Source organism: Bacteroidota bacterium (genome assembly GCA_016722375.1).
Classification (GTDB): Bacteria; Bacteroidota; Bacteroidia; order Chitinophagales; family LD1; genus Bog-950.
This window is the reverse complement of sequence record JADKJG010000004.1, coordinates 113089-139743: the sequence shown is the minus strand read 5'-3', so window position 1 is coordinate 139743 and position 26655 is coordinate 113089. Positions and strand designations below refer to the sequence as shown.

The 26655-nt window shown below is 42.9% G+C and carries 22 protein-coding genes and 1 tRNA gene; 6 read left to right on the top strand and 17 right to left on the bottom strand.

What is annotated here, in order from left to right; genetic code table 11:
- Nucleotides 1–26: 26 nt before the first annotated feature.
- Nucleotides 27–3431: a DUF2723 domain-containing protein gene (locus IPP77_06010; protein ID MBL0309231.1), complete on the bottom strand. Its 3405-nt coding sequence runs from the start codon at nucleotides 3429–3431 to the stop codon at nucleotides 27–29.
- 128 nt (nucleotides 3432–3559) lie between these two features.
- Here IPP77_06010 and IPP77_06005 point away from each other — a divergent pair.
- From IPP77_06005 to IPP77_05995, 3 genes are all read left to right on the top strand, one after another.
- A tRNA-Gln gene (locus tag IPP77_06005) sits at nucleotides 3560–3630 on the top strand.
- Between the two features lie 559 nt (nucleotides 3631–4189).
- On the top strand, nucleotides 4190–5497 hold the full coding sequence (locus IPP77_06000) for a site-specific integrase (protein MBL0309230.1): 1308 nt from the start codon (nucleotides 4190–4192) through the stop codon (nucleotides 5495–5497).
- A gap of 351 nt (nucleotides 5498–5848) precedes the next feature.
- On the top strand, nucleotides 5849–6466 hold the full coding sequence (locus tag IPP77_05995) for a recombinase family protein (GenBank protein ID MBL0309229.1): 618 nt from the start codon (nucleotides 5849–5851) through the stop codon (nucleotides 6464–6466).
- A gap of 10 nt (nucleotides 6467–6476) precedes the next feature.
- On the opposite strand, the gene IPP77_05990 is transcribed toward IPP77_05995, so the two are convergent.
- Nucleotides 6477–7091: a hypothetical protein gene (locus IPP77_05990; protein MBL0309228.1), complete on the bottom strand. Its 615-nt coding sequence runs from the start codon at nucleotides 7089–7091 to the stop codon at nucleotides 6477–6479.
- Between the two features lie 148 nt (nucleotides 7092–7239).
- Nucleotides 7240–7575 carry a hypothetical protein gene (locus IPP77_05985; GenBank protein MBL0309227.1) on the bottom strand — a complete coding sequence of 112 codons (336 nt, stop codon included), beginning with the start codon at nucleotides 7573–7575 and terminating at the stop codon, nucleotides 7240–7242.
- A gap of 444 nt (nucleotides 7576–8019) precedes the next feature.
- Here IPP77_05985 and IPP77_05980 point away from each other — a divergent pair, with 444 nt between their 5' ends.
- The gene (locus IPP77_05980; GenBank protein ID MBL0309226.1) at nucleotides 8020–9435 is read left to right on the top strand and encodes a hypothetical protein; all 1416 of its coding nucleotides are present in this window, start codon (nucleotides 8020–8022) and stop codon (nucleotides 9433–9435) included.
- Nucleotides 9436–9450: 15 nt separating this feature from the next.
- Here the strand turns inward: IPP77_05980 and IPP77_05975 are convergent, their stop codons facing one another.
- Both IPP77_05975 and IPP77_05970 read right to left on the bottom strand, forming a co-directional pair.
- Nucleotides 9451–11127, bottom strand: coding sequence for a hypothetical protein (locus IPP77_05975; GenBank protein ID MBL0309225.1), 1677 nt, complete (start codon nucleotides 11125–11127; stop codon nucleotides 9451–9453).
- Nucleotides 11128–11146: 19 nt separating this feature from the next.
- A complete protein-coding gene (locus tag IPP77_05970; GenBank protein MBL0309224.1) occupies nucleotides 11147–11518 on the bottom strand; it encodes a hypothetical protein in 372 nt (123 codons plus the stop codon).
- A 301-nt stretch (nucleotides 11519–11819) separates the two neighbouring features.
- Here IPP77_05970 and IPP77_05965 point away from each other — a divergent pair, with 301 nt between their 5' ends.
- Nucleotides 11820–13310: a DUF2779 domain-containing protein gene (locus tag IPP77_05965; protein MBL0309223.1), complete on the top strand. Its 1491-nt coding sequence runs from the start codon at nucleotides 11820–11822 to the stop codon at nucleotides 13308–13310.
- A 38-nt stretch (nucleotides 13311–13348) separates the two neighbouring features.
- Here the strand turns inward: IPP77_05965 and IPP77_05960 are convergent, their stop codons facing one another.
- The 11 genes from IPP77_05960 to IPP77_05910 form a co-directional block, all read right to left on the bottom strand.
- Nucleotides 13349–15412, bottom strand: a complete 2064-nt coding sequence (locus tag IPP77_05960; GenBank protein MBL0309222.1) for a DNA cytosine methyltransferase — start codon at nucleotides 15410–15412, stop codon at nucleotides 13349–13351.
- Complete coding sequence (locus IPP77_05955; protein MBL0309221.1) at nucleotides 15409–16323, bottom strand: hypothetical protein; 915 nt, start codon at nucleotides 16321–16323, stop codon at nucleotides 15409–15411. The genes IPP77_05960 and IPP77_05955 overlap by 4 nt, the downstream gene beginning before the upstream one ends.
- Nucleotides 16324–16474: 151 nt before the next feature.
- On the bottom strand, nucleotides 16475–17491 hold the full coding sequence (locus IPP77_05950) for a hypothetical protein (GenBank protein MBL0309220.1): 1017 nt from the start codon (nucleotides 17489–17491) through the stop codon (nucleotides 16475–16477).
- Between the two features lie 380 nt (nucleotides 17492–17871).
- Nucleotides 17872–18477, bottom strand: coding sequence for a hypothetical protein (locus IPP77_05945; protein MBL0309219.1), 606 nt, complete (start codon nucleotides 18475–18477; stop codon nucleotides 17872–17874).
- 242 nt (nucleotides 18478–18719) lie between these two features.
- Nucleotides 18720–19208, bottom strand: a complete 489-nt coding sequence (locus tag IPP77_05940; GenBank protein MBL0309218.1) for a hypothetical protein — start codon at nucleotides 19206–19208, stop codon at nucleotides 18720–18722.
- Between the two features lie 391 nt (nucleotides 19209–19599).
- A complete protein-coding gene (locus IPP77_05935; GenBank protein MBL0309217.1) occupies nucleotides 19600–20166 on the bottom strand; it encodes a hypothetical protein in 567 nt (188 codons plus the stop codon).
- 21 nt (nucleotides 20167–20187) lie between these two features.
- Nucleotides 20188–20739 carry a hypothetical protein gene (locus IPP77_05930; GenBank protein MBL0309216.1) on the bottom strand — a complete coding sequence of 184 codons (552 nt, stop codon included), beginning with the start codon at nucleotides 20737–20739 and terminating at the stop codon, nucleotides 20188–20190.
- The gene (locus tag IPP77_05925; GenBank protein ID MBL0309215.1) at nucleotides 20736–21209 is read right to left on the bottom strand and encodes a hypothetical protein; all 474 of its coding nucleotides are present in this window, start codon (nucleotides 21207–21209) and stop codon (nucleotides 20736–20738) included. Before IPP77_05925 ends, IPP77_05930 begins: the two co-directional genes overlap by 4 nt.
- Before the next feature lie 51 nt (nucleotides 21210–21260).
- Complete coding sequence (locus IPP77_05920) at nucleotides 21261–22808, bottom strand: T9SS type A sorting domain-containing protein (protein MBL0309214.1); 1548 nt, start codon at nucleotides 22806–22808, stop codon at nucleotides 21261–21263.
- Nucleotides 22783–23853 carry a T9SS type A sorting domain-containing protein gene (locus tag IPP77_05915; GenBank protein MBL0309213.1) on the bottom strand — a complete coding sequence of 357 codons (1071 nt, stop codon included), beginning with the start codon at nucleotides 23851–23853 and terminating at the stop codon, nucleotides 22783–22785. Before IPP77_05915 ends, IPP77_05920 begins: the two co-directional genes overlap by 26 nt.
- A 495-nt stretch (nucleotides 23854–24348) precedes the next feature.
- Complete coding sequence (locus IPP77_05910) at nucleotides 24349–24714, bottom strand: transposase (GenBank protein MBL0309212.1); 366 nt, start codon at nucleotides 24712–24714, stop codon at nucleotides 24349–24351.
- A 574-nt stretch (nucleotides 24715–25288) separates the two neighbouring features.
- Between IPP77_05910 and IPP77_05905 the strand changes: the two genes are divergently transcribed.
- Nucleotides 25289–25480, top strand: coding sequence for a hypothetical protein (locus IPP77_05905; GenBank protein ID MBL0309211.1), 192 nt, complete (start codon nucleotides 25289–25291; stop codon nucleotides 25478–25480).
- Nucleotides 25481–25514: 34 nt separating this feature from the next.
- Here IPP77_05905 and hppD read toward each other — a convergent pair whose 3' ends face one another.
- A complete protein-coding gene (hppD, locus tag IPP77_05900; GenBank protein MBL0309210.1) occupies nucleotides 25515–26609 on the bottom strand; it encodes a 4-hydroxyphenylpyruvate dioxygenase in 1095 nt (364 codons plus the stop codon).
- Between the last annotated feature and the right edge of the window lie 46 nt (nucleotides 26610–26655).

Sequence of the window (26655 nt, the reverse complement as noted above, 5' to 3'; positions counted from 1 at the left end):
ACTACTCGTTTCATAGAACCGCTTCATTATCTGTTTTGCGATTGTGTAAATGCCATCCGCGAGTCATTAAAATCCTTCTCCACTTTGGCAATAAATTCAGGGTCTTCGTTTCTCTTTGCGGTGGCGGCCAATTCCTGCATGATATATAATTGTTCCCGAACCTCTCGTCTTTCGGTGAACTGCCCCTGCTGCAACTGAGAATAATAGCCCATGTCGCCAGATTTACGTGCTTCCTCCAAAACAAATTTGTAAACCGTTTGATAATAGCGAAGTTCATCTTTGGCCTTATCCATAATTTCGGTGAGTAGTTTTCTTCCTTTTTCCTTTTGACCAGCCTGATAATAGACTTCAGGATATGAATAGTTGAAAACAGAATGAGGTACTCTACTTGGAGGCATAGATTTTAAGGAGTAATCAATGACCCCGGCCGCTTTTTCCTTCTCTCCTTTGGCAAGAAGGGCATCTGCCAATCTTCCATAATTGCCACGAATATTCACGGTCATTCGAAGAATATTTTCATCTAAATAGATGTGTGGGTTTTCCGTGATTCCACCGAACTTAAATTTCTTCATCATGTTCTCATACATCACGTCTGTTCTTGGTGGTGCACTATACGGAGAGCCGCTCGGATTTACTTTGGGCACTACGCGGTAGGTTAAGCCCTCCAATTGAAAATATTTTTCTAATCCAAGATAAGCATCGGGAGAAACTGAAACAGCAAAATAAATGGGTCGTTCAGCGATATTGCTGGCGACAATATCCAGAGTCATCCAATCATTTTTAAGTAAATCATTATTATCAATACTCCACTGCATTCTGGAAACCATTTGAGATTCATCTTCCGTTGCCAACATGTTCATTTCTTTTACCCGGTTGGTATCCATATCTAAATAGAAATCCTTTGTAGGGAGATAATTTTCTAATTCGCCATTCTGATAAGTTGGAACCCTGTCCTGCGACTGTTCGCTGGCGATAAATTTCATTACATGCTTTAAATTTTCAGGTTTACCCTGAGGTATACTTGGATGCTGCCGATATCGAATTCTATCTCTTTTACTGCCACTGTATTGGTCAGGGGTAAAAGACATTTTAAGCGCGGGCGCGTCATTCATTTTATAGCGCAGTTGGTCAATGTACCAATCCACACCTAACAAGGAAAGATTAATAATACGGATATCTGTTCTAATGCCCTCTACTTCCTGAGCATACCATAATGGATAGGTGTCATTATCTCCTTGTGTAAACAAGACTGCATTTGGCGCACAAGACTCTAAATAGTCAATCGCAAAATCCCGTGCCGTGTATCGGTGATGACGAGTATGATCATCCCAACCCTGCGAACCCATCAAAAAGGGAGCTGAAGCACAAAGCAAAATAGTTCCTAACGCAGCAGGAACATCAGGCAGTTTTAACCGTGTTCTCAGAAATTCTATAATGGCAATCACGCCGTATCCTATCCAGATAGTAAAGGTCAGGAACGAAGATGCAATGGCATAATCCCGCTCCCTTGGTTCAATCGGCGGTTCATTTTGATAAATGATTTGCAGGAAGCCGGTGGTTCCGAACAACACCAAAACCACCCAAAAGGTCTTTTCATCTTTGTAGAAAAGATAAATCAGTCCAATCATTCCGATAACAAATGGAATCATGTAGAACTTATTTCGTGCCTTGTTTTTCAGCATGGACTGTGAAAGATTTTCCTGAGGCCAGTCTGGCGTAAAAAATCTACCCGAATTGTCAATAAACGGAATACCGCTTATCCATCGTCCGTCGTCATTGCCATAAGTACCTTGAATGTCATTCTGTCTTCCGGCTAAATTCCAGAAAAAATAACGGAAATACATATAGCCAACCTGATACTTGAAAAAGAAGCGAAGGTTATCGCCGAACGAAATATCATCTTTCACATAAAATTGATTTCCTCCATCTTTGTTCAGATTGTTGGCATAATCAGTAGCCTGACGCATATTATTAGGTGGAAAAGATTTTACTATTTCATTTGACTGACGATTAATAACGTTATAATCAGGATTCAGCCAGGCACGGTAAGCATTCTTCTTGGCATCTTCCTGCCAAAAGCCTAAACGAGGGAAAAGCATCTGCACCGAACTGCGAAATTTGTAATCCTGTTTGTTTCCGTCAAAAACATAAGATTGGCTCTTCGCATCCTTTCTCCAGCGTTCACCCGTCGTGATATAATCTTCAATATCGTAATAACTTACGGTATAATCCGGGCCTCTTAATAAAGGTCTGTCTCCGTATTGTTCGCGATCTACATAGCTTTTGAGCGTAAAAGGATCGGTAGGGCGATTCATATTTATTGGCGGATTAGCCATAGACCTAATAGGAACCATCAGATACGAGATATAGCCTATGTAAGAAAAGGCAATACTTAAAATACCAATATTCAAAATTCTCCTTGCCTCATATCCATATTTATGCGCTGCCCATAAGCCCGCTATAAAAAACAACTTAACAAAACGTGCCATCGCACTGTCGTTGATAACTAAGCCCATCAAAACATAAAACGCAGCTATACCCATAGCTATTCTATAATCTTTTTCCGTGCCCGTATGGGTATAGCGAATGATGGCGACGATGAGCGCCAACAATAAAACAACACCAAATATGACTCCACTGTTAAAACTCAGATGTAGCGTATTGACGAAAAACAAATCCATTCCGGCAAGGTACGACTGCGTGAAAGAGATAATGAACTTCATATAAAATCCCAATATCCCGAAACCAATCGCGGCGGTAGTCAGCCATCCGGTTAAGGTAGTCTTGAATTTTTTGTAATAATAAATCATGGCTAGAGCCGGCAATGCCAACAAACTCAACAAGTGGACCCCAATAGAAACCCCGGTCATGTAGGCAATCAGCACCAGCCAATGATCGGCATATTTGCTGTCGTCCGATTCCCATTTCATCATTGCCCAAACGATAAAAGACATAAAGAACTGTGAAAGCGCATAAACTTCCCCTTCCACTGCACTGAACCATAAAGAATCCAAAAAAGTACAGGAAGTAGCAGCTATCAATCCAGCACCTATCACAGTGATAATCCTACCGGTCGTATATTCTCCATCTTTGAAAACTAGTTTTTTTGCCAATGCGGTCACCGTCCAGTATAGAAACATTACCGAAGCCGCCGTAGCCAATGCGCTCATTAGATTGACCGTCAGTGCCACGTTACTAGGGTTTCCGCCCGTTAATGGGTCAGCACCTGAAAATAGTGTGAAAATTCGTCCCAATATAAGGAAGAAAGGGGCTCCAGGTGGGTGAACCACCTGTAACTTATAGCAACCGGAAACAAATTCTCCGCAATCCCAAAAGCTACCGCTGCTCTCCATGGTCATAGTATAGACCACCGCGGCAAAAATGAAGGAGACAACTCCGAAGATGTTGTTCAGTAATTTATATTTCTGCATTCAAAATTATTTTATCCCAAACAAGCGTTTTCTGGGCGCGTAAAAATAGATTTTTTGATGAAGAAACCACTCCGTTGGTTCTCGCGCTTGTAAAAGATAGCGAGATGTTTATTTTTGCGCCCTCATTTTGGCCCATCGTCTAATGGCAGGACTACAGATTTTGGTTCTGTGTATGTAGGTTCGAATCCTGCTGGGCCAACTGATAACGCTCCGAAACCCTTGCCCAGCAAGGGTTTCGTCGTTTATAGGGTAAAAGTGCACGCACTATTGGCACGCACTTCTAAAAAATAATCTTCCAGCGAACGAGCCTTTCTTACTCCTTTCACGCCTATACTGGTCTTGAACAAACCACAGGAAGGAAGACATGGCAGATAAAATCGGAGTGATAGGAATCGAACTGGGACAACTCGAAGAACTACTCAGGGGCGTTGTCCGCCAGGAGATGGCCGAAGTAAGGGAAGACATATTGAAGACACTCGTCGCCAAGCGTGACACACTACTCATGGAGGAGCGTCTAAGTGTAGACCAGGTGGCCGAGATTCTCGGAGTAAGCCGACACACACCATCTACAATTACAGAAAGAGCGGTGACCTGCCCGAACCGCAGCGCGGCATGTCGGGACGTCCATACTGGACGCCAGATCAATTGAACCTTGCCATGAGGCGTCGGGGAATCAAGGCGAACTTCCCGGTTTGAATGGCCGCTTCCCATTATAAACCTGATTCTAAATTGCGTACAAGACAACAAAAAAAGAGACGATGAGAGAAATAAAGAAACACGTCAGGTACTACGTGCAAAAACGAAATACATGGGAAGATCAGAGCCCAACTAGGGCAAGGAACATCGTGATGATGTTCAACTACGACGGTAAGCGACTCTGCACTCTGACAGGTATGAAGTCCGCTTTGGTTGACTTCGACGAGAAGAGGCAGCGGGTTAAGTTGAATGTGAAGCGCTCGGCGGAGGTAAACCGGTTCTTAGACCTACTGGAACAGAAGGTGAACGACATTTACTTCACCGCAAAGGCAGACGGCAAGATACCAGACAACGCCCACATATTGAAAGAGATGAGGAAGGACATCAGGCAGGCAAAAGCCAACTTCTTCGACGAGTGGTTGAAGTTTGTGGAGCTAAACAGGAACCGATTCGCGACCGGAACCGTCAAGAGCATGATGACGGCCTACCACCGGTTCAAAGAATTCACCAAAGGCAAGGTGACGTTTGATGACGTAACCCCAGAGTTACTGGCGAAGTACGCCGAGTTCCTGTTGAGCGTCGGCAATGTTAATATCACAGTGCATGGCAATATAAAGCGGATGAAGATATTCCTAAACTACGCCAAGGACAGAGGCATGCACAACAACGACCAGTACAAAAAGTTCACGGTGTCGGTTAAGGAGTCCCGCATCGTGTTCCTGGAGTGGGAAGAGGTTAAGAAGCTCTACGATTACAAACCCGAATCGGAATTCGAGCGGAAAGTCCTCGATAAATTCCTGGTAGGCGCGTTGACAACCCTACGGTTCTCTGACTACGATGCGTTGACCAAAGATGCAATCCGCACCATATCATTTGAAGGTGACAACCGGATATACCACGCTGCCTACGTTCGCCACAAGAAGACGGACAACATCACAGTAGTTCCGCTGCTCCCAGAGGCGATGAAAATATTAAACAGATATAAAGACCAGCCGGGCGACCTTGCCCTTCCGAAGTTAGGCTGTCACGTATTGAACCGGCACATCAAACTGATAGCGAAGAAGGCCGGTATCAATGCGAAGACACCGGTTGACTACTTCCGCGGCAACACCAAAGAGACCAAGTACTATGAGAAGTGGGAACTCATCGGCACCCACACCGGTAGAAAAAGTTTCATTTCACACGCAATCGGCCCGAGGAAAATAGCGGCTACAACGGTAGCAGAAATTGCTGGGCAAAATGTGAAAACTACACAGAAATTCTACGCCGGTGTGGTCGACAGGGACAAATTCGTTCAGGTGATGAAGGATATGCGGCTAACGACAGATGAACTGGGCGGCGAGACCTTTGTCTCTGGAGACAAAAAGTAAGTCATAGATATATTGGGTTTCTTAACCTGTGTTCGTTTGAACACAAGTTGACGGCCAGATTCTTAACCAGATTTGAACAGCAAGCACACTTTTGTCTTTAGAGACAGAAGTGAATCACATATAATGTTGTATTTCTCAACCTGTGTTCATTTGAACACAGGTTGATTCCCACATCCTTTAGCGTCTCTTAGCGATTTACCAGATAATTCTCCGCTTTCTTCACCCACGATTTAAGGCTACAGCCTGAATTGTGAAGCCGTCAGTCGGTGTCGGAAGGCGAATACCTCACCCAGGAGCGACCGGATTCACAATATTAGACTCAAAGCCCGGCCAACCTAAAAACGTGAGCAAATGAACGTACTATATGTAAGAGTATCTACGGTGGATCAGCACACCGACCGCCAATTGGTGAAGGCGAAAGACTATAACCTGATTGTAGAAGACCGGTGCTCCGGCGCCGTGCCTTTCTTCGAGCGGCCAGGCGGCAAAGAAATACTCAGCTATATGGAGAAGAACCTGCTTACAACCTTGTCCGTCTGGCAGATAGACCGGTTGGGCCGGAACCTGCGCGACGTCGTCAATACGATTCACTTCTTTTCAGAGCGCGGTATCTGCATACACTTCGTAGCACAAGGTCTCCGAACGTTAGAATCCAATGGTTCAGAGAATCCGGTTACGAAGATGATAATCAGCATCCTGGGTGTGGTGGGCGAGATGGAGCGCAATCAGATACGCGAACGACAAAAGGAGGGGATCAAACTAGCGAAGGCCAAAGGCACTTATAAAGGCAGGCAAGCCGATACAAAGGAAGATGCGGTGAAGTTTCTGTCAAAAGAGAAGAATAAGAAGGCCGTGGAGTATCTAAAGAAGGGATACAAAGCAGCAGAGGCGGCCAAGCTGGCCGGTGTTCATTACAATACGGTTCATAAAATCAAGGGGTACATGAGCCGGTTGAACACCGCACCGTAGGCTCGGTTAATTATTTGTCAATTCCTCCGGCAGATTCATTTTCTGTGTCGTATGCTTCCAGAGGTACAGGGGACGGCTGATTCCATATTATTGATTCGTCCGTTGGAGTACCATCAAGTAAATTACTATAAATTTTTACCAGATCAGACATCTTCGCCTTGACCGCAGCTTTCAAGATTTTTCGAAGTTCAGCTTTGGTTAAGTAAATGAAGTCCATCTTCGAAGTTGCTATCATAGCCCCAATGTCACCTCTAAAACCCATTAATGAGGCCCTGACCATTTTAGAAACAGGCAAGACATTGGAGGAGAAAATATTGACCACATAAAATTCATGGTCTTCTGTTTCCGCCACACCGCCTCCTTCATACCTAGATGTTATGCTTTCTGCCACGATGAAACACGCCGCTCTTATTACCAACTCCACTTCTTCGGAATGCGGTGGTCTTCCTTTCAACCATTTACGTAGTTTCATTATAAGTTCATCATAGGATGTAAAATTAGACTGATCTATGCCCGTGATGTGCGTAAACGATTTGCGCATCACTGATTGACTTTTTACAAATCTCATCCTTTGAGAACCGCCTTTATTAAATTTAACCTTGACTTCTTTAATTATGATTTTCATGTCGTTATGTTTTGTTTTACCTGTAAAATGTTGTACCTGAGTATAATCTGTCCGGCAATACCCTGTGATGCCCAGATGTTTTTTTCCCAGCGATGGCTTGTACAAGACAACTGAACTTAGCCCGATGACTTCAACCCATAAGAAACAGTCAATCCTTGTGTTTATTTACAGATTTGACGGGGTACAACTTCACCGGTTCCTTGCTCAGCATTTCCTCGGTCAGCTTGTTGTTCACGGCTCGGTAGATAACGTTCTGCTCCCGCAGCAGTTGAATTCTTTCATTCAACTCTTCGATGTATTCCAACTGCCGGTAAAGCAGTTCTTCAATCTGTTTCTTGGTGTACGGTCGCATTCGGGCTCGGTGTGGGTGCAAAGATGCTTTCAGGAGTATAAAGGCTAAGCTTGGAAATAAATCTTTTGCCGCGGCATCCGAATCTGATCCGGTCATCTGAACATGGCTAGGGGCAGTGATTCTATGAATCATTATTAGGCTAGGCCTGGTGAAGGAGCTGTATCTATCTCTTTCTCTTTGATTACTTAGCTTCTATTCAGGCCTTGCCGTACGCCGATGTCAATGAAGTATCATTGAACTGGGTTAACTTCTTTACCGGCTTAGCCGTGAATAGGGTCCCGGTACACATCATCCCAAGCATACACAGTCATTAGGCATGACCATAGGACAAGTCCTTTAACCTGGCATAGCCTGGTAAAGGGTCTGTATCCATCTCTATCTCTCCCTTTACTATGTTTCCCTGATGACCTTAGCCGTGCGCTGAGGTGCGCTGAAGTCCTCTATCCCCCTTAATCTATGTTACCGTCTGCTGAGATGGCTAATATATGGAGCCCTATATAGGCGCTATTATGTGTCGTCCCGCCCGCCCGCCTTATTATATGTGTCGCTTTTTGCTTCCTCTGACATATATAGTGTATGGAAACATTGGGGCATTTTGGAGACAGGAAGTTGCAGAAGTTATTGAACGTGCGCATTCCCGCATGGATTGATTCGGTCGAAGACATCACCGGTGAAGGGCTGTGCCCGGACGTGATGCGCATCACACTTCACCAGTTCTTTCTTTCTTACCTGAAGAATCATAAACTGCGAAAGTCGAAGAAAGCGAAGAACTTTCTACCTGACTTCTTTCCAGTCAGTTCCACCTTACTTCGCCAGACGTGCACAGATAATTATTTGAAGTATGTAAATGCCTTGATTGATTTTGGCGTCGTTGAGAGGCATGTCAGCAGCACCGGTGGGAAAAGTTATGTGGTGGGCGGACATGCCCAACTCTATAAGTGGAGAATACCTCCAGATTATGAAGGCGGGTATCGTTTTAGAAGGGAGACCGTGTCTAAAGGCTGGCTGGTAAAGGCCGTGCTGCGAACCAGAGACAGGCACATGAAGGAATGTGAAAGGACGGCCTATGAACTATCATTGGATCAGCCGGTCTATTCCAAGTTATTTGATTTCTACAACGACATTGAGTTTGACCGGAGCCTGGCCGGGGCATCAGGAGAGTATCAAACAACGGATGATATTAAATTCTTAGAGGCGGAGGCGATAATGAATCATGAATTTGTCTGGTTCAAAACAGACAGCTACGGACATCGTCTACACACACCCATTACGACCATGCCGAAGGAATACCGGAAATATCTGCGTTTCAAAGGACACCCAGATACGCCGTTCATGTCGTTGGACATCAAAAACTCACAGCCTTACTTTTCAGCCGTGTTCATGAACAGTCGCTTAATAAATGACTACCTGCCTGAGTTCATTCCCTTGTTACACATCGCTGAACCATACACCCGGAACGCGGACTTTCTACTATATAGAAGATTGTGTGTGGAAGGCAGGTTATATGAGTTCATTATGGGGGGTATGGGCTTAGATACCAAAGACAAGGAAGCGAGAGATAAGATAAAGAAGTTGTTTTTCTCTTCTGTATTATTCTCTAAAACCCGCGTTTACGGAGAAAATAGCAGGTTCCGCGAGATGTTTCGGCACGCATTTTCCAGCGTTCACAAGATGTTTCAGGATATAAAACATGCGGATGAAATGTTACTTCCCAAGTTAAGAGATATAATCCGGCCTCCCGGAAAGAAGTTCCGGTATGCGAAAAGCAACAATGCCTATACACTTGTCGCCTGCCTCATGCAGCGGAGCGAAGCGGCGCTGATGTATCAGGTTGTGGCGCCTCGGCTCATAGAGAAGGGAATCAGATTTGTGACGATTCATGATTCAATAATGTGCTTACCAGATGACGCGGCGCTAGCTAACAAGATTTTCATAGAGGCTTTTGACACACTGTCGATACCACCACCGACTATTTCCGTAAATTGGGCTTAGATATAAATGTTTCTTTCATTTCTCTTTAATGATTTCGGAAAGCACCTTTCCCAGACTTCTCGGAAACAAAGATACCCGGATCCCTTTATCATATAAGTATTTGGGTAAAAAATCTTTGAAGGATATAAACCAATGGAATGGAATTTCATCCCACTTATTTAGCCTAGTAACGAAGTCGATATAGGCATTGAAAAGATGTGCGACCGGGATTTTCTTATCATGTATTATATCCTGATATTGAATTATTGTATCAATATGGATTAAAATAGGGTCATTAACTTTTGCAGGAATAGAATGAGAACGCAACATAGTTCGAAACTCGGTTGTAAGAATTCGATTTACTCCGAATGCATTTAAAGAATCATCGGTGCAAATCAAAATAGGATAGATATTCGCGTCCACAATATTAAGTTTATCAAAGAAAAACCCGTCTTTTTTAAAGGTTGTAATGAAGTTAACCAGTTGAGTTATCCCTTTCGGTTTCCCTCTTTCGTTTACCATCAACTTTCTAAGTATTTCATCTTTGACTACATCAAAATCAAGCGACCATTTTACTTTAGCTGAAATCAATATATCCTTTAATTCAATGACAAATATTTTGGTGCCACACCTTAAATAATAATCCGGCCCTTTAGCACCCAACTGATTAGCTAATTTATCTCCATTTAATGAAATAACCCTATCTCGTTTCCCAATTAGATAAGGCACCACTTCGTTGAGAAAATATTTTTCCGCGAATTCTTCAGAGTAGTAAGTGGTTTTAAACTCGTCTAAGCCTTTTACTACTCCTTTATTTTTCAATATTGTGGCAAAGTCAAATTGGATTGATTGAAATATTTTGTCGACCAAAAAATTGAAATTGAAAAACGAAAAGTGCCGATTACTCAACTTGTATACCGGTTTAAGTCTGAGTTTAAGAAAGTCTTGCTCTTTCTTAAACTCAGAAACTTCAATCACTATATTTTCAAGAAATTTGTCCGTCTCGTCATCTTTATCATCAACAATCAAAACAGATTTTCTCCCCAATATAAAAGGTTGAATGTACATTGAGGTTAAACGAAAAAGATATTCCTCCCAAGTTGCTACTTTCTGAACTGTTAAGAAATCGTTGAGATAGGGGCCTAATTTATTATCACGTTCAATAAATTTGAAGAAATAAATCGCTTTAGCTAACTCTATCCAAAAGGTTTTGAACTTTCGAAATTCATAGTAAGGCAAATATGCAGGTAGTATAAGTTTGATAAAATCCTCCGTATCCTTGATTGCCTTCACATTCATCGAAGCATGCTGAGCCTCCGTCCATTCTTGTGTAGCTTTTAAATATGCTCGGAATAGCTGGTACTCTTCTTTAGGAGTTAGGTCATCAATTTCTCTGTGGGGCTGAAAATTAAGTAACGCATGTTCAATGAAAAATAGAGATGATACGTTGTTGAAAAAAATGAAATCGAATTCTGATAATTTTTCCAAGATTTCATTCCTATCTTGGTTTGGAAATCTTTCAATCCAGTTTTTTACTATTTCTTCTTGATGAATAGCACTGGTCTCTTCTGTATGGATTTTAGCCATGAAGTTTGAGACAATTTCAATTACAACATTTGTAGGAATATCTTTAAATAAATCTGCAAATTGCTCGGACACAATTTCCCCGTAAATGTCCTTATAGGATATAACCGGATGACCTGAAAATTTCACACCTCGGTCCATAGTAGTATCAATTCAGGTCTTTTTCAAAATTGCTCATCACAAAACTTTCAAAGGAATTATAAATTTTAGTTACAACGTAGTCTCTTGAAATGAGTGATACGAGATTCTTCTTTACAGATTCTGGCTCAGGGTCAACTTTAATTACTTTTTTGACCTTTCGAGCATGCTGTAATAGTTGTTCGACGAACGATGCCTCATTACCTTTCCACCCTATAACGATAAGTGTTTCAATGGAACTAAAGTAAAATTGCATCTTATAGAAATGTGGCAAAGGCATTGTAAATTCATCCTTGTCGCGGTAAGGCAATAAATGAGCTGGAAAATATTTATTAAGGTTCTCACCTGAAATAATCTTGAGTTTAGATTTATCAACTAGCATCTCAAACCATAAGCAAAAAAAGGCATCACCTCCTTCTAAATTTTAACATGAAAGAGTTCCAGTCTCTTAATTCACGACGTTCTTTCAGTAGGATACCATCAAATGGTAAATTCATTATATCAAATTCCGTTTTTGGCGATTCAATAAATAAGCTGAATAACTGTTCGATTGTGACCTCAGTGTCGAATTATTCTGTAACTCTAATTTTGCTCTTTTATATCCGTTCATTCTAAGAACACGCAATATAAAATAGATTTTACCTGATGAGGGTTTCTAATTTTCTTATCTCTATTTTCATGCAATGAATCACAATAAAACGAACCACATCCTCTCTAAATCCACCTTTATCCGCGGTAGTATTTGTAAAAAGAGCCTATGGCTTTACAAGAACAGAAGGGACCTAATTCCCGCTATTTCTGAAAGCAAGCAGTTCATTTTCGATCAGGGACATCAGGTCGGTGAACTCGCGCATCAATTATTCCCCGGTGGCGTTGATGCAAGTCCGGCCACACCCTACAACTATCAGCCTTCCATAGAAATGACGGTGAAGTTAGTGGCGGAAGGTGCACCCGTGATTTACGAGGCGGCTTTTCAGTACGACGGCGTTCTAGCGGCGCTGGATATACTGGTTAAGAAAGAAGACGGATGGTATGCCTACGAGGTAAAATCATCCACTAGAGTTCATGACATCAATATCACAGACGCTGCACTGCAATTTTGGGTCATGACTAATTGCGGGATTGAATTGAAGGATATTTCCATCATCCACCTCAATAATGAATATGAACGGCACGGTGAAATAGAAGTTGAGAAGCTGTTCACGATTGAATCGGTATACCCACTTGCGGTGGCCTTGCAGGACGAGATAAGCGAGATGGTGGCCGAGCTAAAAAACGTAGTGATCGGTAGTAACTGCCCTGAAACCCTCATAGGCAAACAATGTACCAGCCCTTGGACTTGTGATTTCAAAGAACATTGCTGGAAGGATGTACCGGATGAATCCATTCTGGATCTTGGTTATTATAGAAAAACGGAAGAACGATTCCGGCAGTACCACTCAGGTGTCCGTAAGATTTCTGATGTAAAGGAATGGAAGCAGTTTAAGCCGCCATATAACTATGTGGTTGAAGCGCATATCAATCGCGGGATATACCTGAACAAGGAACCACTGAGAGAGTTTCTTGACAAGATTGTTTACCCGATTCACTTCCTTGATTTTGAGACCATCCGGTTCGCCGTCCCGAAATTCCAGCGTACAAATCCTTACGAACAGACGCCTTTTCAGTATTCACTTCACACCATTGAATCGAAAAACTATGAACCGGTCAGCCGCGCTTACCTTGCCGAACCCGGTAAAGATTTCAGGGAAGACTTTTTGATTACTCTGCTTCGCGACTTAGGCACAGATGGGACAATTCTGGTTTGGAACGTCGGCTTTGAGCGCTCCAAGTTGCGGCACCTGTCAATTTTGTTTCCAAAGTATGAATCACAAATTGAGGCGGTAATTGAACGCTTGATTGACCTTGCCCTCCCTTTCTACAAGAAGTGGTTCTATCATTACAAATTCAGCGGCTCGTATAGCATCAAGCAGGTGTTGCCGGTGGTCGCACCTAAGCTCAGTTATAAGAATCTTACTGTGAATAACGGCGATGATGCCAGTGTCTTGTTCATGAAGATGATGGCCGAACCTGATAAAGACTGGTCAACCGAAAGAAAGAACCTCGTCGAATACTGTGGACTGGATACCTGGGCGATGGTGGTGATATACCGGTTCCTCAAAACACTTGCTTAAGCAGATTGTCGTGGAATACCCGCCCACCCACGACTGACTTATTTCTGCTCCTCTATGCGATTTATCTCATCCCTCAGCTTTGCTGCGAGTTCAAAGTTTTCGGCGGCCAGAGCGTCGTCTAACTGAATTTTCAGATTCGATATTCTGACTCCATTGTCGGATGACGGTTGAGTACCAGGCGACTCGTCTGGATTGTCGTGGTATCTTTCCAAGATACTTTGTGAATCGTTATTCGGTTTGAACACCCTAAAATTGGAGCCCAGAGGTTTGAACCGGTTCTTGGTAGTAACCGCCATTCCATTAGTCACTTTGACAGCTACATCCGAGTCGTGTACGATTTCGTAGGAACCCCTCATCTCTCCGCCCTTAGTGGATTGTGAAATGGTGACCCATGCGGTATTTTCAAACATGGTGCGTAACTCCTTTAGTTTGTTCACGTCAATCTTCATCGTATTAAGGCTATCGATGAAAATGAAGTTGTATGCGGAACGTGGCACGTGCTGGATTATATCATCATAGCTCCGTAGGTCGGCTACGTCAAGCGCCTCCGACCCGGCGCCGTTATTCACAAACTTGTCTTTGAACGTCATGGAGAATCCTTCCTCGCCGCTGATATAAATGACGCGTCCGAAATAGTCAGCGAGATATTTGGCGAACTGAATTGCAAAGGTGCTCTTACCGTGACCGGAGAGTCCGTGAATAAGGCAATGGAAGTTTATGGATGGATAACCGAAGAATTCGTTCCAAAGGCCATCAAAGTTGAGTGACTGAAACTGCATCTGTTCTAGCGACGTGCTGCTGATGATTTTTGGTGGTTCAATCTTATTGTGATTCGCGTCTGTCGTTATGATGTTACGAAGCACCGTGGGAGGAGTAGTTTCTTCCTTGACTTCCTCTTCAATAGGAGTTGGGTCGGTTGCCGGTGCGGCATCGAGTGGATCAGCGACAGCAGTATCTCCATCCGGTGCAGGATTCGTTGGTGGCACCTCCACCAGCATCAGGTCTGGATTATCTGGCGAAGAATCGATAGGAATAAAATAACCGTCACCATCTGGCTTTAGACGCAATACCTCACTGATAACCGTCTTACCCAAAGCATAGGCCACACTGACACATACACCATTACCTATTGCTTTCCGTTTCTGCTGAAAGGGTATGCCTTCAGGTATTGGATAACCACCCCGTGGGACATCAAAGCAATCCAGGAGTTCATCTATAGTTGGTGGTCGTTTTATTTCACCTTTAAAGAAGTCCGTAGGATTCCCGGATGTCACTGTCAGCATGTATTGGTTTGGATGCCGCATCACCCGGTCGTAACCTCCCATCACAAAGTAGTCAATGTCCAGAAAGTCCTTAACCAATACCGTATTGTTTAATTCTGGTTTCGGGAATACAGGTTTGGTGTTGTAACTCTTATGAACGAACTGGAATACCCTTCGCCACCGAAGCTGTCTACCGTGATAGTGGATTGAACACATCTCGCAGTCCATGATTTCATAGGGTAGCTTGAACGTATCTTCAAGAAAGGAATTATATATCTCTTCGAACTTTCCACTGGGACCAAAGTCCGGAACCTGTTCCATCAGGGCTACATCCGGCTTCAACTCTTCCACAATCCGCAGGAACTCAAATACTAATTGGTTACGGCTGTCTTCGCCGGTATTTTTGGCGGAGTTAAGGTTGGTGAAATCCTGACAAGGGGGGCCGCCTATGACAACGATGATGATGTCCTTCCCATACCTCTTCTCCAGGGCCGCCCGGATAGTTCCTCCATTTATTTCCTGGATGAGCTTCGTCCGGTAATAAACACCATTGATCTGGCCCACCTCATCTTCCATATCCTTCTTACCGTTCTTGTCGCGGTGGTTCTTCTTGAATGTGTACTCCTCCTTAGTTATTATAACAAAAGGTTCCATTACCGGTGTGCCGTCGGGGTGCTTGAATACGCCTTTGTGCATCAGGCACGCGTAGAAGTTCTTTTCTACAGCGTATCCCGGCTGCATCCCTGCTTTGACCATGCCCAATAAGAACAAATCCATCCCAGAGAAAAGTGAAACGACGATAATTCGTTTCCTCAGTGGTTTGTTATTAGGTGTACTCATAGTAGTTGACTTTTGGAAATGATTAAAAAAGTTGGGTTGCTGCAGCACTGACATATCGCCTGAACGGTAATGCAATCGCCGTCCTGTTTGATTATTCCTCCAATAGGCGTTTCCCGCTTGGTGCTGCTCGCCTGATCTGAATCCGCATGGACTTTATTTGTTCCGGTGCTGTTTGACGTGTGGGTTACAACATTCGCTTCGGGTGTCGGAGTAGTGAAGACAGGCACCGGAGTTGCGTTCGAGTGATAAACCGGCGTTTTATAGGCAGGTAATGCAGGAGCATCACCGCTCTGCTCACTGACGCATGCTTTATACAGTTTATACAAACTGGGCCGCTCGCTATCCATTTGAATAAACTGACGCTTGTTGACCTGCCCAATCTTGCGGAGATATTTGACCTTATGAGGTTTAAGATTCAGCTCCCTTCCTATGCGGTCGTAGATTGTTTCTTTCTTGCCATCTGCTCCTTCAACCGGATTGTCCAACTCATTCTCCTGAAGGTCACTGCGGTATCCCTTACCAAGGTAGTGCTTTTCCCAAAGCGCCTCAATCATGTAATACAGCGCTAAGTAGGATTGATGGTTTGTGCGCTGCAACTGAATCATAATTGCAATCAAATCCTCCTGATTCTCGACGGTTAGCTCGCAGGCGTATATCTCGGATATACCATTTGCACGAGCAAACACTACGTACTTCCATCCATCAACCACGACCTTTACCGGTACGTCGTTGATATTCATAATAACATACACTACCGGAAAAATTCGCTTGAATTTTTTGTAGGAATCATTGGTGCCCTCGAACTCGGTTGTGTCCGTGTAGGGAAATGTAGTTTCATGGTCTTTCGCTCTTGTCAACTCGTCCACGTTTACGAGTCCATACTCTGTGATTTCTGTTTTTTCGCTAGACATAACTTTTTTGTTTTGAGCGGTGAAGCTCGAGATATGCTACTGTCGCTTTTGTCGCAAGACAGCGACAATACTGCGACACAGTTTAAGCAAGGGAGCGACAAAAAAAGTAGGCTACAGGTGCGACAGGCGACAGGCGCGTATCGGGAAGGATTTATACAAAAATGGAAAGTTCCGGTTCGAGAATATGCAGCAGGTTGTGATTTGTGTTTCCGGCGCGCAGCGTGTCATATTGCTTCTCAGTTCCCGCTTTATCAAATTTGCGTCTGATTCTTAGCCATTCATCTTTGACCGACTTAACCGGAATCTCTTCTTCCACTCCCTGTTTGTTATATCGCATGAAGTTTCTGCACACAAAATTGATTATCCAGGAATCCGGTGGTGAGAAAGCCGGCTTGTCTTTTCCTTTCATTTTCTTCTCAGACAGATAAAATAATAACCTGAGAAAAGATACCATCTGCCCGTTGTAAATCAGGCGACTATTCTTGTCCGGATAATTCACTTTTTGTTTCGTGTCGGAGAATTCAAAATTTCGTTCAATTAACTTTTGTATTTCTGTCGGTTTCGCAACAAGCGTTAATCTGCCATCTTCTGTTAGCGTTTGCCTTGCCAATTTTCCAAAAATGGATTCAAGATGTTTTCGGTCAACACGCCACTTCATTCTATTAGAACTATTTTCCGGCTTGTATTCATGCTTCGTGTTTTCTGGCTCAATAGAACTTGAGCTATCTTCAGCGAGTTCGTTCTTGAAATTCTCCCTGAATTTCAAATATGCCAGCACCCATGCTGCATTTGTCATGACCGACTTTAGGTATTCAAAGGCAAAAGCAATTTCTTTCTCTTTTTTGCCTTTCCTCGCTGTTGCTACAACAAGCACTTTTCCGAAATTCTTCCCCGGCTTGTAATCAAATTTATAATTGACATCGAATTTATTTTCATAGAGCTTCATCAAGCCCCTAATCTGGGGATGTTCAAAATATGTTCCGCCATCAGGGCCTAAACTATGGAAGCTCTTTAAGATGTATTTTTTCAGGAACCGGGCAGTGTCAAAAGAGCCGTACTGCCAATGTTTTTCTACCAAGGTGTATTTGTCTTTGACGAACTTTATTAACTCCTTTTTGTATTCTTCATCTATCGGATATTCGTCCCGGAGCACTTCGACAGAATCCATGAAACCTGTATATACAAGATCAGAATATTCTCGCACCGGTTCCGTTAATGTTTTTGCCAGGGTATAAGCTAATCTCTCTAAAGTCATAGACCCAAACTTAGGAAAAGACATTTATCCTTGCAAATGGGTTCATGGTACACAGGTGATAGGCCCCTTTTATCCTCAGCCAGTATTCAATCAAATTCGTGTACATGATTGAATCGGATCAACTGGAAAACTGGACACCTTAAAAAAGAAATGCAGAAGCAGGGAATGCAGCGACGTCATTAGGAGCCCACGTTCAATGCCTAGTCATAAAACTGAGCAGAACTGCTATAAATGAAAACGGACGCCTTTGGAGCGCCCGTTTCAACCATGGAGAGAGACAACAAAAAAGAATGCTACTTGATTTTGAACCCGAGGGCCTTGGCCGCTTTTAAGAAAGGCTGGATATTCTGAGCCGTGAACTGGTTACACACAACCACCACTGTTTTGTCCTTTAGCAAGATTTGGTGCAGCTCACTGAAAAAGTACCTTTCTCTCGCACCCGAAAGTGAACGAGCCTCATTTTCTGACTTTGCAATACCAAAGCGGGTTAGCAGGGTGTCAGGGAAGATTTCCTTCAATTGCTTGTAAGTTGTTTTAGGATGTCCGGCCACATACTGCCTGACTACTTCAAGAACAAGTTTTCCCTTGCCATAGCTGTTCCCGTTGAACTGATACTTGTCATTGTTCCGGCCTTTCTTAGCAGGAAGTTGCTCATCTTCAACCGGTATTTCGGTTTCATTCGTGACAGTTTCTGTCTGCTCTTCGGTTTTGATAGAGAAGGTAGGCACTTCCCCATCAGGAAATTCTTCGACCAGCTGCTCTTCTTTTCGCAAGCGCTTTATAACATTGGTCAATTCGATACCCTTTACATTGGTGGCTTTACCTATGGCCTCTTTTGTAGAGCCAGGATTGCTTGCAAGGAATTCTGCAACCTTCTTTACTGCTGTTTCCAGTTTCATGCTGTGTTTTTTGTTTAGAAAATAATGACAACACGAGAGTGCGGGAAACCGTGGAAAAGGGGAAATCTGTGATGGAAAACTTTCCTTACGCTTGCGAATTTTAGCGATTGGATGTAGCTATAATGGATTGAGAAAAGGCGAAAGCCTCGGAAGAATCCAGATAGCCACCGTGAGTGGCATCACTTCCATTTCCAAGAAGTGATGTTCCGCCTTTCATTAGAAAATGAACGATTTGAAATTCGCTATCCCGATACCGTATTAACGAACTTGGGTATCAAATCGAGAACCGGTTGCACATTCTTTAACTCATGCCCTTCATAAGGCAGAAATATGAACCGAGCATTGTTTCCAAGCACTTTTTTAGTCTCCTGATAGTTCACCACCTTATCCTGCAATCCGATGAATACAACTCTTGGATAAATTCTAATCGAAATATCGCTTGGTCGCAGAGAGGGATTGATAAGAATCGTCTGAATGCCAAAGACAGAGCAAAATAAATTCGCCCAATAACCACCAAGACCAGAACCGATGAAAACGGTCTGGAGATCATCCAGCGTCTGATTTCGCAGAAATGATTCAACCTCCTTGTATGCTTTATCATACTCCAAGAAGTTAAACTTCAATAGTTGTGTATTAGAAAATACTTCCTTGATCCGGTTAAATGTAGGGGATAGTTCCCCGCTGTTGACGTCCCAGAAATAAAATATTTGTATGTCTTTGACCAGCTCCATAAAAATTAAGTGCAAGTTAATTCTTGATACTGAGCGGATAGAGCTTGAACGAAATGAACTGCGATTGAAGTCAATCAATTTTATGGCACTTTGACCTGCTACGTCCCACGCCGGTGAGCATTACCCGCTTACCTTCTTTGCTCTGCTGTGAAAAGAAGAAGAACTCGGAAGAATACAGGTGGTCGGCGTGTTTGGTATCGCTTAAATTTCCAAGCAGTGATGTTCCACAACTTGCTAAAAAATGCTAGAAGACATTTTCTGGACTGGCTCATTACACCACTCCTGGGACACGCCGGTGAACCGTCAAGCTATTTAGCCTCTTTGGATAAAAAGTGAGCCCAGGAGCGAAAAGGAGCGCAAAAGGAAGTGAACGGATAAGCCGGTAGTATGTTCACTTGCAACCGGGACACGAAATGGTCCCGTTTTTGACACCTTCTTCAAATTCCCTTACCACTTTGTCGTGCCATCGGTTATAACGGCGATCAACGAACCTTTCCCATGTAGGTACCCCTGTAATATCATCAGTTAAAGCAACAGAGCTAACAGGCAATCCGGACGTGAGCAGGGGATTAATGAATTCCGACATACCTTCCTGAATACCTGCCAGGAATCCCCAGGCATCTTCCTTTTGCTGAAAAGTCACTACCCAAGCACCCGGATACAAACTTTCAAGAAAAAACTGACCGTTACCCAGCCGAACTTCATAAACTTCTTCGCCTTCTAACTCGGAAAGAAAGCTCAGAAGTTCTTTCATGCTGATATGCTGTTTACAAAAACTAAGCTTACCATCATTCACTTTTACTCTGTCATCATATCCGGTATATCTTCCGTCGATGTAGATGGATAGTAAGTAGATATTGAATGATTCATCCAGCAGTTGTTTGGTCAAGGTTTGCCAGGATAGACCTTCTACATAGACTTTGTAGCCGGTGTCGGTATGGCTGATAGCGATTTCCATCTTTTATGTTTATTGTATTTATCAAAACAATTCCATCCACTCTGTTGCGGACAAATCTTCTTTATTCTTCAGACGCAGCAGAGATTCCAGACGTGTAGGCAGGTGCAGTTTAGCAATGTTGATGTCTGTAATCTCACCTACATTTTGATTTCTGCTCAGTACATAATGTATATACGCCGTCCTGAAATTTTCAGTCTGATACTCTTCCCTTAATGGGATGGTATGCAACACCCGGCCTACTTTCACTTGAACTATTTCTATCCTGCCTTCTCTTTTATAAAGGATGGAAGTTTGCTGGTACTTCTCTGCGATTAGCATTATCTCATATAGGTCTGCCTTCGGCACGAAGAAGGATTTCTCTTCTGCACCCATTGGTTGCCCATGATTCAGATAAAAATAGGTACACCTGAGTTCAATTATACTCAGGTGAAGATCCTTAAGCCGGATTCTTAGGTCTTCGTGCTGGGTGCCGTTCACTTCATCAGACTGTTCACCGCGCCAGGCAGATACAACACAAAACCGTTGACCGGACAAAACCGGCAACAGCAATATCTGATTTGTGACCGCCCTCATGCTTTCTTGTTTTTGAAATACTCCAGGATATGGTTCTCAATCGTTTGCCAGTTTATTCCGAACTCCGCATCGAATTCTTTCTCTATCCGGGTCAATATAGCGTGAGCATCTTGCTTGCTACAACGAATTTTCAACTCGTTAGCCTTGTCTATTATATCTTCAATACACCACAGCCCAACTGATTGGATGCCATTCTCAGCGAGGAGGTTCTTGGCGGCGTCAACCTTAGTTTGCAGTTCTTCTTTTGAATCTTTGCCAGTGTCAGGTAGAGATTTTAATTTCTTCTGGAATAGGGTGAAGACTAGGCCGATTGCCTCTGCCTCGCTGTTAAAGTAGTGCTGTGGCTCTACTATGTCGTGCGGGTCGAGGTCTCTAAGGGTTGTTATGATAAAGTGGTATTCCGGCTTCACCACTCTTTTGAGTTGGGCTAGATACACCGGATAACGGCGGATGAATTCGATGGCGTCCATACTTTTTGGACGCAAGTTGTTGTGTGGAGCGAGAGGGGAGTAATGTTGGGACTATTGCTTTGCAAATTTTGAAGTTGCTATGGTGGTGTTGTTGCGCTTGATATGCGCGAGGTAAAAGCCAACCGGAAACTTTGAAACATCAATGCGCTGAAAGACTGAATACATCGGCAATTTTTCATGATGAATAATTTGACCTAAACTATTCATCAATACAATGCTTAACTCACCTTGCTGAGCCCAATCAATAGATGTGTAATCAAGTGTTATTTCCGTAGAGGCTGGATTCGGGTATACTTTTATCCCACTAATTTCAGGCTTGACTACTTCGTCTATTCCCACCCCACAATTCTCCACTTCACACCCATTGCTATCCACTTTCAGTAGCCATCCAAACTGTCCATTATCTCCATTTGCTTCCCCGCAGGCTATAAAACCACCATCTGACAATACATCAACGTCATATAAATAATTAATTGCCCCATACGTGGCAAAGCCCTCATAATTCTTTTGCCAGATCATCTCTCCTGTAGAGGATAATTTAATAATCCATCCGCTAGTAATGGTAGAGTCAGGATGAGCATAACTTGTATTTCCACAAGCGATAAAAGTACCCTCTTCTAATTCCTCTATATCAAAAATTCCGGTTTCAGGTGTCACTCCTCCCCCCCTAAAAGTCCACTGCTTATTAAATGCGCTATCCATTTTTACGATGGTAGCTACGCAAAATGCATTGTTTATCGTTTGCCATTCCGCTTTTTGCGCAGCATAAACATAACCTCCATCCTTGGTCTGCCTAAGACTATACGCGCCATAGGTACTGTCATTTGGGTCGAACCATTGCCGCTTCAAAACTCCATTTGTATCTACTTCTAACAGCCATGTCTGTGATACTGCATAAGGTCGGTTTTCATAGCTTTTGCTACTGCCAATTAGTATCCGTCCATTTTTCAACTTTGCCATACTAGAGGCATATTCATACCATGTACCCGTTCCAAATTCTTTCTGAAAAATCAGGTTTCCGCTAATATCCGTCTTTAATAATAGAGTATTGCTATTCCCATTAGCATGCTGAATAATTCCGCTTATGAAAAATGTTGAACTGTCATACCTTAAAACTTTCATTCCTTTGTAGGAAAGCAAAGACGTATCAGTATTGAAAATCTCTTTAAGAAGAGTTGGATTGAAATTCTCATCCAATGTTAGTAATAGGACCCCCTCTCTCTCTCTGTATATATAACCGGTAGCACTATAGCCATTCGAAATTTTATCTCTCGACAAAGAGTTGTACCAGGCAGCATAATCTACTGGTTGGGAATCAATAAATACTTCAGCATTTAAACTATCTGGTTCATACAGCGGTACCTTTCCTAAAAGTAATCGGAAATTAAAACCGACGGGTTGTGCTTTTGCTGTAAGTCCAAGAATGTATACCGTATCATTGTTAGTTACAACATTGTCAAAAACCATAGCCGGTCTATCTTTCTGATAGACCGATGAAAATAATTGAGAATTAGCATCAAGGCAAATTACAAGGTATAGCAACAATAGCGCTCCTTTCAAAACCTTTCTACTGTCACTTCGCAACATTAAATTTTCCATCCTTTATTTTTTCGCCCTCGCGGATTATCTTGACAAGATACATGCCGGTCGCCCATTCGTTGGTTGAAATTGTAATCTTATATTGCTCTCCAATAATTTCCTTTAGAAGCAATCTGCCAAATACATCAATAATTTCAACAGTACAACCCTCACAAACCGGATTCATTTCAATATTAACCATTTCAGTTGCGGGATTAGGGTAAATTTTTAACATTGGTACATCTTCTTGTTCCAAAGACTTTACCACATAAGGATTCGGATTTTGTGCCGATTCATTCATATCCCTTTTACCCATGAATGGTAATACCTCGTCCGGTAATCTTATCGGAGTAAAGTAACTGCTATCAGTAAAGAAATTTAACAAATTTCTCGCTAATGCAGAGCCGGGAAGGTAATCATCTGCCTGCGCGTGTTCATTCAGCGCTTCGATATGCGTTGCTGACATTCGCATGACGGAAGAGTCCTCCGTCAACCAATCAATCATATCCACCAAGTAATTTTTGAAACTGGAAAAGGAAATACTGTCATGTTCACCGCTGATTTGCAAAGCAGTGCTGTCTAACAACTGGATAACGGTATCCAGCTTCCCTTCATGCAGATAGCTATTTATTTTTTCACACTTCGCCCACGAACCGCCTAGGCTGTCCAACCATTGGCGGTACAAATTCATATCCAAATCGCCGGTATCCTTCACGATTAAACTCAGGGCGTTGAAAGCCGCATAATCTTTAGCTTCGGAGTGAAAGCTGAGCGTATCATACAAAAACGTTCTGTAGGTCAGGCTGTCCATCCGCATCCTAATGCTATCAATCATATATTCAGGCATTTCCGTGTAAAGTTCGTTATACTTAACTATAAATCGGCTGATTACACTATCGTTCACCGCTTCCGCATTATCACGTAAAATTCGATAAACACCAATGCTGCCCAGCAACGACATACTTTGAATGCTACTCTCTAAAACCTCCTGGCTCAGGTTCGGAGCTAAGCCTGAAAGATATGTTTTCAATGCCGCACCATTGGTGGCATTTTCTATTTCGTCCAATAAATTTCTTCCGGCTTTATTAGCGGAAGGGGTTCATTTTTTATGTCAAATTATTTGCGACGTGTTCGTGTGCAAATCCGCTAATTGTGATTCAAACCTACGATTCATTCTTAATAAAAAAAATTTGTTAATTATTTTGTGTGTTATAACCTAGAACATCTGTTTTCGTAATCCGATTTGTGGTTCCTGCGACGCCCGTTTAGCCCATAGAATATGCTGTCTGCCAACTACCACCTACACACACTCTTTACATACACTTTTTTCCACAGGATTCACCATCGTTGCACATGGCTTTCCTCACTTTATGTATTTAATGGAGGCCGGGGAGCAAGGCCGGCAAGCGTTTCGCGGCCTCATTACACAACTCTATATACAGCGATGTGAAAACTCCTCGCCTTTCTGCTGTCCTGCTGGGCCAACTTAGAAAAGCCGAAACGCCTTGATTCTCAAGGCGTTTCGCTTTTTTATAGCACCTCTGTTCTTGTTTATCCCAGATTACGGATTAGAAAAATGAAAAGGAATTTTAAGTGGATAATTCCATAAACAGGAAAACCATTTTCTTCGTTTTTTATTTAGGTCGAGTTTACCATTTTGCTTTTCAAAATATGCTCCAATGGCAAAGGTTCTAAAAAGCGACATTAGATTATAAGCAATCATGGCAAAAGTCAGTGCGGCTTCGGTTGGGTAAAATCCATTTAAGTTAAAGCTGTCAAAACCAAAGTCTTGTTTCAGTTCCTTAATTCTGTTTTCCGCATCCCCTCTGCCACGGTACATCCGCCACACTTCTGCGGGAGCAAACTCGAGATTGGTAACATAGGTAGAATAGCGATAGTTTCGACAGGTTTCATCTTCGGCAAACAGGCGCAATCTCTTTGTTAGTTAAGGATACATCGAATTCCATAGGCTACTTTCTCTAACGCTCTACGCATTAGGATTTTAAGCTGAAAAAATACCCCTTTTTTCTATTGCGTCATTTGGGTTGAAAGCGCTCAAAAGCCCGAAAAAACCCGAAAATGAACCAAAATCAGCCTTTTTCAGCAATTCCGGCCTCAAAAGCTAATTGGAAAAAGTGTTTTCCCTATAGGAATCAGGACAAGCTAATTAGAAAAAGTGTTTTTCCTATAGGAAAAGAGGACAAGCTAATTGGAAAAAGCTTTTTTCCTATAGGAATCAGGACAAGCTAATTAGAAAAAGTGTTTTTCCTATAGGAAAACAGGGCAAGCTAATAGGGAAAAGGGGTTTTCCCTATAGGAAAACGAGTCAAGCAAATAGGAAAAAGTATTTTTCCTATAGGAAAACAGGCTATGCAAATGCCCCTTCCGGTCCTTTTATTTCCGAAAATCAATGCACCATTATTTTTTAACCATTAAAACCTAAACAACATGAGAAGAGTAAGGGTAGCACTTAAATTTTTAAAAAATCTGCCACAGAGAAAGTGGCGCTGGGAGATAGTAACATTGCGAAGATTGCGGCCAACCCCGGCACCTTTGTCACCCCCAACGTGACCCTCGCGGATATGACCCCAAAGAATAATCAACTGCGCACCGCCATCACGGCCGCCGCCAATGGCGACTGGCAGAAGATTGCCGACATGCACAACGTCGAAAGAGATTGGGACGGGATGTAACTATCCATGCCTTCGTACATAAACCCTTCAAAATCTATAAATTACCCCGTAGATCCTGCTCTCTCTCAATCGCTTCAAACAGCGCTTTGAAATTTCCTTTGCCAAAACTCTTGGCACCGCAGCGCTGAATGATTTCGAAGAATACCGTAGGTCGGTCCTGAACAGGTTTAGTGAATAGTTGAAGGAGGTAACCTTCTTCGTCACGATCAATGAGTATATTGAGTTTTTTAATCGCCTGATGGTCTTCATTGATTTCGCCGACTCTACTCCACACCTCGTCATAATAGGTTTCGGGAACATAAAGAAACTCTACTCCCCGCGCTCTCAGTTCAGTAACTGTTGCTATTATATCATCTGTGGCAACGGCAATGTGTTGTACACCAGCACCGTGATAAAACTCGATGTATTCCTCAATCTGTGATTTCTTTTTTCCATTTGCCGGTTCATTGATGGGGAATTTGACGTACCCGTTGCCGTTGCTCACTACTTTGCTCATCAGGGCAGTGTATTCGGTAGAAATATCTTTGTCATCAAAGGTGATAAGAAGTTTAAAACCCATCACCTGTTCATAGAACTTTACCCATTCATTCATCTTGCCCAGTTCCACGTTGCCAACACAGTGGTCCACATATTTCAAACCTACTCCTTTAACAGGAAAGTTAGATTTCTTTGGCTGATAGCCAGGTAGAAATGCTCCCTTATAATTTTTACGTTCCACAAACTTGTGGATGGTTTCTCCATAGGTTTTAATAGCCGAAATCACCACCTCACCGAATTCATCCTTCAGTACAGTTGGTTCCATGATCCCTATACCGCCGCGCTTCGTTGTCTCTTCATAACTCTTACGCGCATCATCCACCCACAAGGCTAGTACCTTGATACCGTCACCGTGTTTTAGATAATGTTTATTGATTTCGCTTTCGGGGTGCATACCGGAGGTGAGTACGATCCGGATTTTATCTTGTTGCAGTACATAGCTGGCACGATCACGCAACCCGGTTTCTGGCCCCGCATAAGCTACCAGTTCATAGCCCCAAGCTGCTTGATAATAATAGGCAGATTGTTTGGCATTGCCGCAATAGAATTCAATGTGGTCGGTACCGTTAAGCGGAAGGAAATCTTCAACTATAGGGGTTTGTTTGCTTTTTTTTGTTGCTGTTTCCATGATATAGCTG